At 57.6% G+C, this 15,222-nt stretch carries 11 protein-coding genes and 1 pseudogene; 6 read left to right on the forward strand and 6 right to left on the reverse strand.

Going from position 1 to position 15,222, the window contains the following annotated elements; all coding sequences use genetic code 11:
• Positions 1–134, forward strand: a pseudogene (locus AC1DPR_RS28000) (IS110 family transposase); the annotation flags it as partial.
• Between the two features lie 791 nt (positions 135–925).
• Here AC1DPR_RS28000 and AC1DPR_RS28005 read toward each other — a convergent pair.
• Positions 926–2,650, reverse strand: coding sequence for a CDC27 family protein (locus AC1DPR_RS28005; RefSeq protein ID WP_113164292.1), 1,725 nt, complete (start codon positions 2,648–2,650; stop codon positions 926–928).
• Positions 2,651–3,063: 413 nt separating this feature from the next.
• Between AC1DPR_RS28005 and AC1DPR_RS28010 the strand changes: the two genes are divergently transcribed.
• Positions 3,064–3,396, forward strand: coding sequence for a GYD domain-containing protein (locus tag AC1DPR_RS28010; RefSeq protein WP_113164293.1), 333 nt, complete (start codon positions 3,064–3,066; stop codon positions 3,394–3,396).
• Positions 3,397–3,731: 335 nt separating this feature from the next.
• Here AC1DPR_RS28010 and AC1DPR_RS28015 read toward each other — a convergent pair whose 3' ends face one another.
• The 5 genes from AC1DPR_RS28015 to AC1DPR_RS28035 form a co-directional block, all read right to left on the reverse strand.
• On the reverse strand, positions 3,732–5,411 hold the full coding sequence (locus AC1DPR_RS28015) for a glycoside hydrolase family 3 protein (RefSeq protein WP_477817652.1): 1,680 nt from the start codon (positions 5,409–5,411) through the stop codon (positions 3,732–3,734).
• A 650-nt stretch (positions 5,412–6,061) separates the two neighbouring features.
• On the reverse strand, positions 6,062–7,117 hold the full coding sequence (locus AC1DPR_RS28020; RefSeq protein ID WP_477817653.1) for an alpha/beta hydrolase family protein: 1,056 nt from the start codon (positions 7,115–7,117) through the stop codon (positions 6,062–6,064).
• Positions 7,118–7,256: 139 nt separating this feature from the next.
• Positions 7,257–8,144: a helix-turn-helix domain-containing protein gene (locus AC1DPR_RS28025; protein ID WP_477817654.1), complete on the reverse strand. Its 888-nt coding sequence runs from the start codon at positions 8,142–8,144 to the stop codon at positions 7,257–7,259.
• A gap of 394 nt (positions 8,145–8,538) precedes the next feature.
• Entirely contained in the window at positions 8,539–9,849 is a 1,311-nt protein-coding gene (locus tag AC1DPR_RS28030; protein ID WP_477817655.1) for an MFS family transporter, read from the reverse strand.
• Positions 9,850–10,365: 516 nt separating this feature from the next.
• The gene (locus AC1DPR_RS28035) at positions 10,366–12,186 is read right to left on the reverse strand and encodes a chloride channel protein (RefSeq protein ID WP_477817656.1); all 1,821 of its coding nucleotides are present in this window, start codon (positions 12,184–12,186) and stop codon (positions 10,366–10,368) included.
• An 86-nt stretch (positions 12,187–12,272) separates the two neighbouring features.
• On the opposite strand from AC1DPR_RS28035, the gene AC1DPR_RS28040 reads away from it, so the two are divergent.
• The 4 genes from AC1DPR_RS28040 (at position 12,273) to AC1DPR_RS28055 (ending at position 15,149) form a co-directional block, all read left to right on the forward strand.
• Positions 12,273–12,713: a MarR family winged helix-turn-helix transcriptional regulator gene (locus tag AC1DPR_RS28040; protein WP_477817657.1), complete on the forward strand. Its 441-nt coding sequence runs from the start codon at positions 12,273–12,275 to the stop codon at positions 12,711–12,713.
• 36 nt (positions 12,714–12,749) lie between these two features.
• Complete coding sequence (locus tag AC1DPR_RS28045; RefSeq protein WP_477817658.1) at positions 12,750–13,256, forward strand: MarR family winged helix-turn-helix transcriptional regulator; 507 nt, start codon at positions 12,750–12,752, stop codon at positions 13,254–13,256.
• Between the two features lie 1,039 nt (positions 13,257–14,295).
• Positions 14,296–14,604 carry a type II toxin-antitoxin system TacA family antitoxin gene (locus AC1DPR_RS28050; RefSeq protein WP_112649797.1) on the forward strand — a complete coding sequence of 103 codons (309 nt, stop codon included), beginning with the start codon at positions 14,296–14,298 and terminating at the stop codon, positions 14,602–14,604.
• Positions 14,604–15,149 (forward strand): GNAT family N-acetyltransferase, encoded by a 546-nt coding sequence (locus tag AC1DPR_RS28055; protein WP_477817659.1) that lies wholly within the window; start codon positions 14,604–14,606, stop codon positions 15,147–15,149. Before AC1DPR_RS28050 ends, AC1DPR_RS28055 begins: the two co-directional genes overlap by 1 nt.
• Positions 15,150–15,222 lie beyond the last annotated feature (73 nt).

Below are 15,222 nucleotides of genomic sequence, written 5' to 3' on the forward strand. Positions count from 1 at the left end.
TGAAGGCCGTCTTCGAACGACTGAAAGCGAAAGGAAAGCCCGGAAAGGTCGCTCTCGTCGCGGTCATGCGAAGGATGATCATAATCCTCAATGCCAAAATGAGAGACTATCGAGCAACGGTGATTGACGCCTAACACCGTTGCTTTTTTTATTCGGATTCCCCTCTGAACCGACGTCCCGAGAAGCATGACGGCGCGCTCGGCTAGCTCCATGCACAATTCGTCAATCGTCAAATCACCCTTCTCAGCCATACGTTCCCGAAACTACGAACCGTGGTCGCCCAGCGTGCCCGACTGATAGACCGTCACATCTCCCTCGAACCATCGAAGGTGTGGGAACCTCCCATTTGTAGCCACTCCCATCGTTCGTGGGCGCATAGGCAGCTACGGCATGACCACCGACAAGGTCCTCAAGGAAATCTCCGCCTTTGGCGGCGTAAGCTCATGATCTCCCTCGATGAAACGAAGGAACAGGTCTTGCGGGACGCCTTGGAGAAAGCGGACACGACTAGCTGACCAGCCAAGCTCCGCCGGCACCTGGCGGAGCTTACAATTTGGGAGCAATGTTCGGGAGCGAGCATGCTGGAAGCGCGTGGCAGTCGCACGATCGGTTCGATAGCAACCGGTATTCTGGTGCTGGCGAAGAAGGGATCGAGGCATTCTTAGAGACACGCTTGGTATTCATTCGGCAGAGATCGATCTGAGTCGTGCACCGAAATCGGCGAATCCTCCTCGCCGCCCGAGGACGCGGCGGAAGCCTTGGAACTGTGGATCGGACCCCATTTGTTCTAGGCTTCCACCTTGGCTTTCTGACAGTCCGGATATTTCGTGTCGAGAGCATGTCGGAAGAGACTCGAATTTCGACGCTTCGTCCGATTGCCGACTTCGCCCTGTCATCGTGACAGCGGAAAACCGCTCGCCTCTAATTATTCCGGGAGGCCTGCACTACGAAGCCCATCAAGGAAACGTTGCCGATCGGCGTCGTATTTGTAGGCCAGCCTCTTGCCCCATTCCGTGATGGAAAAATCGGGCTTCGCTTGGACGGCCATCGCAGCATGTTTCCGCGCCTCCTCGATTTGACCAAGCTTGGCATGACAGGCTGCGACATAGGCATGGTAGAACGACGGGCGGTCTACTATGCGGCTATATGCATCCAGCGCCTCGGAGTAGAGTCCTGCATCGTGCAGCACGTACGCAAATGAACGCCAATACCAGTTGGGGTGATACGGGTTAAGCGACATCGCCTTGCGAGCCCATTCGACACCCTCATGTGCTCGGCCGAGGTCACGCAACATCTGCGCTCGGTACATCGCGGACAGCGCGTCACCGGGGTTGAGGGCAATGCTCCTCTCGGAATGGAACTCTGCTCGATCATATTGTTCTAACCGCTTGTAGAGGAGGGCCAGGATCCTGTGGCAGCGGGTATCGTTGTCGTCCAGAGCGAGCGCCCGACGCGCACTCGCGAGCGCGTGCTCGAGTTCCCCTGAGGAACGCGGGCTGACCCATTGCACGTAAATCGCCAAGGCGAGACACGCATGACCGGCCGCATACTCCGGATCCAGTTCAACCGCCTTCTCGAACAAACGGCGAGCTTCTGTGTTGTGCTCCTCACCCTCCAGGTTCAGCTCCTCAAGGCCGCGCAGGACATAGTCGTAGGCAACCATGTCATCGGGCGGCTTGCGCTTGGCGAACTGCGCGCCGGCCGCCTCGACCTGTCCAACGAGGGTTGCCACGATCGTCCGCACGACCTCGTCCTGCACCTCGAAAATGTCCTCCAACTCCCGGTCATACCGTTCGGCCCAGAGATGTGCATTACTCATTGCATCTATGAGCTGGGCCGTGATCCGGATCCGGCTGCCGGCGCGGCGAACGCTGCCTTCGACGACGTATTGCACGCCCAGCCTGCGCGCCACTTCAGCTGCGTTGATCTGCTCGTTGCGAAAGGCGAAAGCCGAATTGCGGGCGATCACGAAAAGGGTTCGGAAGCGGGACAGTTCGGTGGTGATGTCCTCCGCTATACCGTCGCTGAAATAGGTCTGCTGCGGGTCGCCGCTCATGTTCGCAAACGGCAAAACAGCGATCCGGGCTTTGCCGAGCATGGGCGCTGGCGCACGCACCGGCTGGTTCGCCGGGTTTGCGTGTCCCCGCATGTGAAATACGCGCAGAGGTTCGGCTATGTTCTTGACGTTGCGCGGACCGAGGTCCTCAAAAACGAAGTCGAGCTTGTTCTTGACCTGCTCGTATACGCTGGCCGCGATGCAAATTCCGCCCGGCTCCGCCAGCCCTTGCAAGCGATCGGCGATGTTGACCCCGTCGCCCTGAATGTCGTCGCCTTCGACGATGACATCTCCGAGATTGATGGCGATGCGAAATTCAAGCCGATGATCCGGCTGCCTTTCCGCATTGCGCTCACCTTCAATGCTCTGCACCTCGACCGAGCAGCGTACTGCATCGACGACACTGTGGAATTCCACCAACAGCCCGTCGCCCATGAGCTTGACCAGACGTCCGTGATGTGCGCTGATTTTTGGCTCAAAGACATCACGCAGTTCGGCCTGAAAACGGGCGCGCGTCCCCTCCTCGTCGAGCTGGCTAAGACGAGTATAGCCGACGACGTCGGCTATCAGGATGGCGGCGAGACGGCGCTCCATTTCCCCACGCGGTTAAAAGCTATTGCTCGTTTGAGTATACAGAGAGTCCGCGATGTTGCCATTCCGAAATGGATGCCGTATCGGAATACCAAATTTTGTGGCGTGAGCGTTTTTATGGAACCGCAGTGGGCGCGGGAGCCCTTCGGCCTCAGACTTTGGCAATTGAATCGATGTCGCGCCGACATCAGCGGGAACCACCTGTCACGACCTCGACAACCGAGTAGAGCCCGCGATCGGCTTTACGCACTCTGATGACGCGCTGTGCGCTCATGACCGCTTGCAGCGCGTTCGAACCGAGACCTTCCCTCGCCTGCCGGGCTCTGCAGCCAACGCTCGTCTGACGCTAGGTTTTTTGAGATAATGAGTGTTGGGCAGATCACTCGATTTGCCAACTTTCGAGGGAGGAAGTTCTAATGCCACTTTTCGTAACAACTGGGTGCTATACAGCCACGTCAGCGAAGGGGATGATTGACAATCCATCGAACCGAGAGAAGGCGGCCCGTGGCATCATGGAAGCAGCGGGCGGAAAACTGCATTCTTTCTACGTCACGACCGGCGAAACCGACTGGATGGCAATCACCGAATTCGACGATGGCGCTGGCTTGATCCCCGCACTTCTCGTCATCGGCGCATCGGGAGCCGTCTCAAATGTCAAAACCGTGAGGGCTTACACGGGGGCGGAATTCGAGGCCGCGCAAGAGAAGGCAGGCACAATCGCATCGTCATACAAGCCCCCGGCACAATAAGCAGACCACTGGTTGAAACATCTCGGGCAGCGGATCGAGCCTCCGCTGCCTGAAACGACGTGTTGGCGCAGCAGATTACCTTAAGGTGTCGGACAATGGCTGCCGCTTGAATCAGCTGCCCAAACATCTGCCATTTTTCGCCGGTCTTGGCGTCACTGCCATTGAGTTTGAACGCCGAAGCTGCACAAGCAACAGCAGTCTACGAACGCCAGTGTTGTCCGTTATCATGGCAACACGCGCTTCAAGGTCTATGTAGAGGAACGGCACGACCACCGCCATGCCCGCAGTGGTTTTGTGCCGATAGCATGTGTTTATTGAGGGTCCGGGACGCAGGCTCAAAAGTGCGCGTCCTCAAGGCCGCAGAATGGATCCACAGGGTTCACGCCAACGAAGGGCTTGCGACCAAGCATGCAATCAACGACGGCTTCCTGGACGCTGTCCATTGTGGAATACGCGTTGATGTAGGCCGGTACCCGTGGCGCATCATAGAGATGATAAGGATGCCCGAAGGAGATCATTATTGACGGAATATTCGTCCAAGGCCGATACATCGCCTTGAAGAGACCCCCGCCCCCCATGCGATGCCAGTCGACAAATATCCTGCCCCGCACGAGCAGCGACTCATCGCCCAGCGCATAGACCACGAGATCGAAATCATCAGGTGATGGCACAATGTCGGGTCGGTCAATCGTGACTTCGAAACCCTCCTTCTCCAAAAGCTCGGGAAGCACAAATTTCAGAGGCTGCGGGATAAGCGGATGGATGATACCTCCGTCGACCAGCAACACGCGCTTCGTCTTGGCCGGGTCGAGCGGAAAGATGCCTTGGACGTCCTTCACAAGCGTCGGCGATCGTCCGATGAACTCCCTCGATGCGGCTACGCTGTCCGGATGCGCAAGCACGCGGCGCGCTTCGGCGGCCTCAGGTAGAACATCCGACGGCTGAAAAAGCCTGAGGTGCGCCTTGAGCGCCAGCACGCGCAATACAGCTGCCTCGAGCCGCTCAGAGGTAATTCGGCCGTCTTCAACGGCGGCCTTAACCGCAGCCATATCCTTCTCGGGCGCATCGCTGAAGAGGATCATATCACAGCCATTGGCAATGATGTCGGGCATTGTCTCTGTATGGTGGCCCCAAGCTGAAAGACCTCCCATGGGTGTCGCGTCGGAGACGATGATGCCGTTGAAGCCGAGCTCGTTCCGCAGGAGGTCAACGTTCAACAACCTGGAAACCGAGGCCGGTCGGAAGGCTTCAAGATCGGCATCCGGCACTTTCGACCGGACATAGGCCGGAAACGAAATATGCCCGCTCATTACAGCCAGCACGCCTTCGTTGATCAGCGTTTTGTAGAGGCGACCGAAGGTTTTCTTCCACGCCTCCACCGAAAGCGGATTTGTCGTGGTAACAAGGTGCTGATCGCGGTCGTCGTATCCCTCGCCAGGCCAATGCTTCGCGGTGGCAGCCACACCATTTCGCTGGAGACTACGAACATTGGCAACCGCATGACGCTCGATCTTGTCGACATCGGAGCCATAAGAACGGGTACCGACGATCGGTGATCGGAAGGCGGCATTAATGTCAACAACTGGCGTGAACGACCAACGAACACCCATGGCGCGCCCTTCGCGTGCCAGGATTTCCGAAGTTCTCTCTGTTGCCGAGACATCGTCAACAGCCGCAAGCCCAAGTTGGCCGAGCACCGGGGTGCCGAATGCAAATGAATGTCGGCTGCCTTCAAGGTCAGCGCTGATGACAGGGGGAACTTTGCTCCTTGACACGAGGTCGGAAATGACCCGCCGCTCGAAGTCAAGATCGGGCGTAAAGAAGCGGGTTACGCCGCCAGGTTTTAGCGTACCAATGCGTTTGAACTCCTCCTCATCGGTCCCGATCATGATCAAGATGAAGAGTTGTCCTATCTTATCGTCGAGGTCGAGCGAGGCATAAACGTCACGAACCCAAAGGATCGCAGGCTCATCGAGGTTGAAAGGCGCTTTTCGAAGTTCTTCGTAGGCCGTCATGATTCTCTCCCCCAAGGTGGCACGTCGACCGAGTGGTCACGTTCGCATTTGCACGATACCGGTATCGTGCAGCTCCGAACCAAGGAAATACCACCCTACCTTCTCATTCGAACTGCATTTGCCGGCCGCCGTCGCCTACTCTAGCCGCTATCTGGAGTTACGGCGTGTCCCGCCGAGCCTCTAGCCATTATGCCACTCTGCGCCGCAGGCTGCCAACGATAGTGCCGATCTCTTCCTCCAGATGCCGCCCTCGATAGACGAACGACGTCTCCTGGCGCGTATTGGCCATGTCGATCGGCGCTAAGCCACTTGTAAGAGCCGATGCAAAGAAAGTCCGTGTCGATGGCCATTATCTTGCTAGTAGCTTCGGAACTTTGTGCAGCCGAACCCCGATCCTTGAGAAGGCCCCTCGACCGCTTCCATCTGAGTCAAGCCATCGGCAGCATTGCTTAAGTTGAGCAGTGGATCAGCGAATACGTCGATCTCGGCGCCTCGCTGGGGAGCGGTTTCGAATGCGGCCAGAAGGCGCGATCACCCGACCGCACTATAAGCTATAACTGGCGGTAGGGCCTTACGCCCTAGCCTCACCGGCTTTGACGATGCCCTCTGCCCTGAGAGGCAACTTCGTAAAGGAGCAGCCGGTTTCAGCTCTAGCGCTCCATTTTGAGCCTTTGATCGAAAGCCTCAATAACCAAATTTATCAGTTCCTGATGGATTTCGCGGCGTGAGTGCCCATCACCGTCCGAGCAAATGGGCTCGTCGATGTCTGCGGATTTGGCCATCTCGGCCGCATCCGGTTTACACACTCCGAACATGCTATAATGGCTTGCGTTCCTTAACGTGGAATAGATGCCCCTCGGAATGGCCCTTGCAATTCCCGAGGCGAGCATCGTCCGGGGGATCGTTCCAGGTTGGCCAAGGTTTATGATCTCGACGGGGATCGAAACCTTCAAAAAAGATCTGATCTGAAAGACATCTACCGGAGCAGGGTCGATTGCCATTGCAAACGCAATGCGCCTGTCCCGATTGTCGCGATCAGCAAGTTTCATGTCCATCGCATGAAGGTCGACGCCACTTTGTTTTACCCATCCGCAAAGCGAAGGATTGAGAGCATCGTTGTCACAGTAACTCCCCAGACGGATTGGATCGATACGACCACCAGCCAAAGCCAAGGCTGTATTCCCGCCCATCGAAAGCCCAAGCACACCCGTCTTTTCGGGCTCAAGGTGGCCTTCGAAAACCGTTTGCTTTTCCAAAGCGTCGAGCGTTGCGCTGATATCCGCAGGCCTTATCCAAAGCTTCATCGTTTCGGCTGCTGACCGGTTAACTCCTCCGTTCCCGAAATGAAAAGGAGCTGCCACGATGAACCCCTGCTTGGCCAATGGCGCTGCAATCCAACTCATCGCTTGGGGAGTTCCCCCCAAACCAGCGCCATGAGATAGCAAAATCAAAGGGTGTCTTCCGTGCGCGATAGGGGCGTCGAGCATCGCGTCCGTTCCGTAAAAGAACTGACTTTCGCCGAGCGTGACAGGCTTGCCACCAGCGTCGGCCGGATACCAAACGGTCACGGGAAATTCAGTGCCTCGCTCCTTGGAGGGCGCTGTGATCTGCCGGACGCCGACGAGTGCACTGTCTGCGGTTGAGCGCTGCGCTAGCGCCATTGAAAGGACGCTGGCGCAGAACATTGCAACGATTTTGATCAGCATTTTCCTCGAAGCTCCTCATAGCCGTGGGTTATGTCGGAACTTGTCGTGGATTGAAGAGCGACGCGCCCAAGATCACGATTTCGAACGTCCAAGATCGCGATTTAGGTATCGCGCATCGGCGTTTGAACTCACGCGGGGGCTATCGAATGGAAGCTTCTTTGGGCAGACCGGGCGCGGTAGAACTCTCACCTCCAGCGCTCCGATAACGGCTCGGAGTCATGCGCGTGATCCGCAGAAATTCCCTATTGAAGTTTGACTTTGTGCCAAACCCGGACTCCAGCATGATTGTCGTTATCTGATCGCGTGTCGTCACCAGCCGCTGTTTGGCATCGTTCACTCGATATTCGTTCACCACCTGCGAGACGTTGCGACCGTAGGTTCTGTTCAAAGCGCCGGAAATCTGACGTCCTGGAATACCTGAACGCCGTGCAAGCCGCTCTAACGTCAGGTCTGGGTCACGATAAAGATGCTGCTCCCGCATCAATGTATCGATGTGGTCCGCGATCGCTTTATCCTCCGTAGCATCCGACGGCATCTGGGGTGTCGATGAGGAACGGTCGAAATCGTCCGAAAGGACATCCCCCTCATCGGCGGGACGGGCATTATCCGCAACAGTGGCTGCGTAACCGGCAATGGCCAGCCATAGAACGCTCGCAATCGTAAGAGCCATTCGGCCCTGCTCGCCCTTTCCAAGGAAAAAATCAACCGCCACTATGGCATCGATGAAGGACGTCACGACCAGCATAACCGCCACTGCGACAAGCGCCTTGTGAGCAGTCCACTCATCAGCGATGCGTACAGAGGAAAGCGCGTCCGGCCCCTCTTTGGCAGTCTTGAGAAGTGCAAGGCCGTAGCCGAGGTAGGTGGCAAAAAGGACGATATCGATTGGAGCACGCCATAGGGTGACCAGAATGGCAACGAGGATCGCAGGCAGCAGGTGCGGCAGGATATCATGGGACGTTGCGAGCCTATCGCGTCGCAGCTGATTAAACGCGGCAAAGCATAGAGCCGGAAGGATCGCCGCCACGACTGGCTGAATGAGACGCGCGGGATACCAACCCAGGTTCCAATTCAAACCCGACAGGATCGCCTGAGCGGCAAACGTTGCAATGAGCAGAGAAAACAGACCGAGTTATATTCCGCCTGCCGCATCGTTCGAAAGAGGATGAGGCAAAGAAGAAGGGATATGACAAATGGCAAAGGGATCGAAGGCATCGCTGAAGGTGACACTTTTTCCTGTACCAGCGACGATACAGGATAGATTGTTTTCTTCAATGACCGCAAAGGCGCATTGTTGCCATCTCTGTCACGGCGGAATTACTCGAAAAAGCAAGACGCGCGTGTGCGAGGCAAACGGCACTTACGATCGACTTCACTTTTCTCGACGACGAGAAGGTATAGGCGATGTCGCGCGGTCAAGATCAATCTATCATCCCTTCACCCTGAAGGTAGCCTTTTTTCCGGGGATCGGGCATGAGAATGGCGGCGACGAGCGCAATGACCATCATTGCGGTCACGTACCAGAAGAACCAACTCTCGTGACCGATTGACTTGAACCAAAGCGCGAAATACTCCGCCGTTCCGCCGAAGAGCGCATTGCCGATCGCATAGGCGAAGCCGACACCGAGTGCTCTCACCTGTGCCGGGAACATTTCCGATTTCACGATACCGCTGATGGACGTGTAGAGACTGACGACTGCAAGGGCGCCCGTGACGAGGAAAAAGGCGCTGTATGCGCTTGTGGTGCGTCCTATGACGGTGAGAAATGGAACGGTCGTCAGAATGGAAAGACCGGCCCATAAAAGCATGGAATTGCGCCTGCCGATCCTGTCAGACATGGCGCCAAAGAGCGGCTGCATCAGCATGTAAACGAAAAGGACCGTCGTCATCGTCAGGCTTGCGACTTCCTTGTCGAAGCCGGCGGTATTGACGAGGTATTTTTGCATGTACGTGGTGAACGTGTAGAAAATCAGCGATCCCCCGGCAGTGTAGCCGACGACGATGAGAAACGCGCGTAAATGGTTGCGCAAAAGGCCACTCAGCGTCCCCGCCTCCTGCATCGTGCGGGTCTCTTCAGTCGACGTCTCCTGGAGCGAGCTTCGCAGATAGAGCGCGATCACGGCTGCCACGCCACCAATGGCAAAGGGAATACGCCAACCCCACGCACGCAGCTGCGCTTCGTCAAGGAACTGCTGTAGGATGACAAGGACGAGCACGGCGAGCAGCTGGCCGCCGATCAGGGTGACATATTGAAATGAGCCGAAGAAGCCGCGGCGACCGGCAAGCGCTACCTCACTCATATAGGTCGCGGTCGTGCCATACTCGCCGCCCACAGAAAGCCCCTGGATGAGGCGCATGAGAAGGAGCAGAAGCGGCGCGAAGACGCCGATCGAGCTGTAGGTTGGCAAAATGGCGATAACAAAGGATCCGCCGCACATCATCGTAACCGAAATCAGCATCGCACGCTTGCGGCCCACCCGGTCGGCAATGCGCCCAAACAACCACCCCCCGATCGGTCGCATGAGAAAGCCCGCCGCAAAGATAGCAGCAGCATTCAGCAATTGACTGGTCGCGTCGCCTTCCGGGAAAAACTCCGACGCGAAATAGAGTGCTAGGAACGAGTAGACATAGAAATCGTACCATTCAACAAGGTTGCCCGAAGCACTCGCCATGATTGCAAAAACGCGTCGCCTCGTATCTGTTGCGTCAGGCGAAAGGGGAACTGAAGTCATGGGCTCTCCGAGTTCGAAATATGTTGCCGAAGCGGGTTTCTCAACCACTCGTTGATTAATTGATATCCGTTGCAGAATGCCACACGTCAGGGGAGAGCGAAACCATAATTTTGCACGGTGCCTGGTGCTGATCACAGACTACTCCGAGCAATCGATCTGATCTTTCTCCGGTCGCGTCTCGCGCCAACGTCAACGCGGGCTTCGGTCCTGCGTGGACTTTCTCAAGGGTGACATTCCGCCACCCGGCACGAGCGCGTCCACCAACGGAACGACAATTGACGCCGCGGCTGACTGACGCGGAAGTTTGCCACAGGATCGAAATTCTTAGACGTAGCGCGTTCGGCGACAACATCAACGCACACCGTGAATGCCTTAGAGTGTCACCAGCTCGGGAGATTCCTAGACGACCGATATAATTGTCACCGCCAAGTTCTGAAGAACCAGGCGATGGCCGCGACAACCGAAGAACGTTGTTAAATGGGGGACGGAAATCGTCCCTTTTAACGTAAGAGCTGATCATCTCGTAGGCACCTCGCGTCCCGAACCGACGGCGCGTCCGAAATACGGCCGCCGCTCCGTTTCGCTTGCTCTTAGGGAATGACGGAGCCTCAACAGGTCCTTGCGGGCTACGAGGCCGACGAGCTGGCCGTTATCGGGATCGACGATTGGAATGCGGCCGGCATCGGTTGCCAGCATCAGATCGGCAACGTAACCGACCGTGTCATCGGGGTGAGCAAGCGGCACGGAGCTATCGGACACCAGATCGGCGAGCGGCTGACTGCGCTCCACACGTTCCTGCTGCCAGCGCAGAGCGTCACCGCGCGACATCCGACCCTTGAGGATGCCTAGGTCATCGACTACCGGATAGACCCGGTGCGTCTTCGATCGCGTGGCAAAGAAATCGATCGCCTCCCCGGCGGTCATATCGGCCCTGAGGCTATCGACCTTGGAGATCATGATGTCACGAGCGCGGGCAAATTCGAAGGGATCGATGCCATATTCGCGCGTGATGTGCTGGCCACGGCGGGCGATCTTTTCCGTCAGGATCGAGCGGCGCAGCAGGAGAACGGTGACCGCGTAGGCCGCCACCGTTGCCGCCAGCAGAGGCAGCAGCGCCTGGACATCGCCGGTCAGTTCGACGGCGAAGAAAGTGCCGGTCAGCGGCGCCCGCATCGTGCCGCCCATCATCGCCGCCATGCCGAGCAGCGCCCAGAAGCCCGGATCGCCCGGCAGGACAAGTCCGACAAGCCAGCCGAGCGCACCGCCGAAAATCAGGAGCGGCGCCAGCACGCCGCCCGAGGTGCCCGATGACAGCGCCACGAGCCAGATCGCCGCCTTGACCAGCAGGATTGTCAGCACCGCTTGCGGCAGCAGGCTGCTGTTCAGGAGACCATCGATGATATCGTAGCCGACGCCGAGAACTCGCGGTTCTATGAGCCCGCCAAGCCCGATGATCAGCCCGCCCAGCGCCGGGCACCACATCCAATGGATGGGCAGCGCTTCGAACACGTCTTCAATCTTGTAAAGAAGCGTTGTCAGGATGCCCGACTGCAGGCCGGAGAGGATGCCCATTCCGGCGCAGAGCAGGATACCCCACCAGGGCAGATCCATGTGGAATTGTCTTGGAAAGAGAGGACCTGCTTCGAACAGGAAAGGGCGCCAGCAGATCGACACGCAGGCGGCGACGGCGACAGGAATGAAGCTGCGCGGCTTCCATTCGAACAGCAGCAGTTCGACGGCCAGCATGATCGCGGCGATCGGCGAACCAAAGATCGCAGTCATGCCTGCAGCGGCACCGGCGACCAGCAGCGTCTTGCGCTCTGCCGAACTCAGGTGAAAGCATTGGGCAAAGAGCGAACCAATCGCGCCGCCGGTCATGATGATCGGGCCTTCAGCGCCGAAAGGGCCGCCGGTTCCGATCGAGATTGCCGAGGAAATCGGCTTCAAGATCGCCACCTTTGGCGACATCCGGCTGCCGCCGATCAGGATCGCCTCGATTGCTTCAGGAATGCCGTGGCCGCGGATCTTCTCCGAGCCAAAACGAGCCATCAAGCCAATGACAAGACCGCCGAGAACCGGGATTACTACCATCCAGACCGAGCGCGGTGCTGCGGCCAACGAGACGGCATGGGTACTAAGGCGGCCGAACCAGACGAGGTTGGTCACCAGCGAAATGAGGCTGACCAGGGCCCAGGCGGCAAAAGCGCCGCCGGTGCCGACGATCAGCGCCATGCCGATCAGAGCGATGACGCGCTTGTCGGTGGTGAAGTCTCCGGCTTCGCGCCGCGAAAGGCCGCCCATGAAATCATGCGGCCGGTGGGTATTTTGTGGGGACATGGGGGTTCCTGTTGACAGGCTGGCAATGAAGGCCCAGATATATCGTATTACGATCTAATGCAAGTCATGCTTTGAGGAGCAGGCCGATGCCCAAGGAAGCCCTGACAGAGACCGAATATGAGGCACTTGCCAATCTGAGATACCGGATCCGCAAATTCCGCCAGTTCAGCGCCGGGGCGGCCAGCCGTCTCGGCCTTTCACCACCGGAGCATCAAGCGCTTCTCGCCATCAAGGGGTTGGGGATCCGTGGCGAAATGAGCGTTTCCAGCCTCGCGGAAAAGCTGTTTCTGGCGCGTGCCGCGGCCACGGAACTGACGGAAGGATTGAAAGCCCGCGGCTTTCTGACCGTCGTCATCAAGCCGAAGCGCCGCATCGTTGTTCGATTGACAGATCAGGCGGAAGAGCTATTGCGTCGACTGACGCCTGCCCATCTTTATGAGATCCGGGAAATGGCGCCGGAGTTGATGCAGGCGCTGCGCGCGCTGCAGGATCACCGGCGGATGGAGATGGCGGCATGGATGCAGTGATCTTGCCGGTAGCAAGCCAATGACGGCAGGGGATTGATGGCCAGGAAGCAGATAGACGATCTGACGGATGCCGATTACGAGGCGCTGTCCAACCTGCGCCATGCACTGCGACAGTTCATGGATTTCAGCGCCTCGGCTGCTCACGAAGAAGGATTGCCGGCGCAGCAGCATCAGTCCCTGCTCGCCATCAAGGGCCACCACGGCGAGGAAGCGATGTCGGTCGGCCTGCTTGCCGAGCGGCTGCTGATCGCGCCGCATTCGGCAACCGAACTCGTCGGCCGGCTGGTTGCGGCGGGATATGTGTCGCGCACCGTCGATCCCAACGACAAGCGCCGCCACACGCTTGCGCTGACCCAGAAGGCCGAAGCGGTCCTCAAACGGCTGACGGCCATTCATCTGAGCGAGATTCGCGAGATGGCGCCACGGCTGATCGCCATCCTGCACGGCCTCCAGGATGGAGTTGAGCTAAATGGTCGCGCGAACATAGGTAGTCAGAAAGGCAATCCGTTTGAAACATGGATGTCAAACGTAAAGAGTCGATAGACGTATTTCTTACCAGGGGATCCGATGCGGCACATATATACCTCGATGTCTGTATCCGAGGTATTTGCGTGGAGGCCGCTGTCGACCTGGTTCTATCATGCGTGACGGCCGAAGGCGCTCCGGCGACCTGCATCGAAGCATGGCAAGCGCAAAAGGTATTGAACGAGACATCGCTTTAGCGGGACGTATTCACTTAGCCCGGATACCTTCTTCAGCGCGTTTCTCACCTCGATCGTTCACGATCCGCGTTTCGACGACCGCGCGTCATTCACACACCGAACGGGAACGTTTCCGCCCTCGTCGGGCGCGCGCGGCCGGCGGCGCCTCGACTTCGCGGATCTGCACCGCCTGCCGGAAGACACGCCGCATATCGAGACCAGTCTACAGGCGGACGAAATCATCACCGCAATCAATGTTCCCTTGAAGCCGCGGTTCGCGCGCTCGAAATATCTGAAGATCAGAGATCGCGAATCCTACGGCTTTGCCAGATGTGGTTGTATCGGGAGTATTGCCAATCCTGGCTGGAATACCAACGCTAGGAGCCGCAAGCCAAAAGTCACAAACGCAAAAATAGCCGCCCCCGCAAACTGCCTGAAGGCCCCGCTTGGCCTGCACCAGGAAATCTCCGCTTTGGCGGCGTCAGCTCAAGATCTCCCTCGATGAAACGAAGGAACAGGTCTTGCGGGACGCCTTGGAGAAAGCGGACACGACTGGCTGACCAGCCAAGCTCCGCCGGCACATGGCGGAGCTTACAATTTGGGAGCAATGTTCGGGAGCGAGCATGCTGGAAGCGCGTGGCAGTCGCACGATCGGTTCGATAGCAACCGGTATTCTGGTGCTGGCTTTGCTTATGTCACTCAGCCGATCATCGCGCCCCTCATCATTTTGTTGTTCGTGATAGCCTTGGTATGGCCGTGTCAAGCCACCTTGCAGTGTTGGCTTCCAATGTACGTCGCACGGACGGACGCATGCAATAAAACTTGACGTGTACGTCGATGAGGCGTACAACGCCATCTAACTTCTAAGGCAGGAGGCGACTATGCTTGCTTTCAAAGACATCACTGTCGATATCGACGAGCCGAGCAACGCGCGGATGAATTTCCGTACGAAGCCTCGTATCAAGGATGCCATTCACCGGGCGGCTGCGCTTTCTGGCATGGACGATTCCGCCTTTACGATCAATGCAGCCTACAAGTCTGCAATCGAAACGATCGCGGCCCACGAAGCGACCGGTCTTAAGGCTGTCGATCACACGGCATTTTTCGAGGCTCTCGATAATCCGCCTGCGCCGACGAACAGCCTGAAGGACGCTTTCAAGCGTCATCGCGAGACCGTCGTTTCCAAGTAATGGCAGAAGACGAAAAGCCGAAACTCCTCATCGAGCCGCTCGATCCTTCCAAACACGATCGGGCGGCTTTTTCGTGTGGCGTTAGCCAAGTCGATAACTTTATCAAGAAGACGGCCAACAAGCTCACGAAAGCAGATAATCTTCGTGTTTGGGTGCTGACGGCGGAGGACGAGAAGTCGATCATCGGCTTCTACGCGATCAACGCTCATTCGATCTATTACGACGAACTACCGGAGAAATTCGCCCGCAATCGTCCGGGGCACGGCGCGATACCTGCCGCGTACATCTCCATGGTCGGTCGCGACGAACGATTCAGAGGCGGTGGATACGGCGGCATTCTTCTTGCCGATTGCCTCCAACGGATTGTCCGGATTGCGGAGCAGATCGGCACGGCCGTCATCGTCCTGGATGTAATCGATTGCGGAGACCCCGGAAAAACGCAGCAGCGCAAGGAGCTCTACATCGGATACGGGTTTCAGCCTTTTCCCTCTATGCCGATGCGGATGTTCCTGCCTATTGCAACGATCAAGGATCTCGTCGGTTGAGCCCGCTTGCCATCCGAGCTTGCTCAGTTGCGGTATAGGACTGCTTGAGAGAATTGCCTGGTTGTCAGAGATT

This window comes from Rhizobium sp. 01T417 (assembly GCF_056398905.1).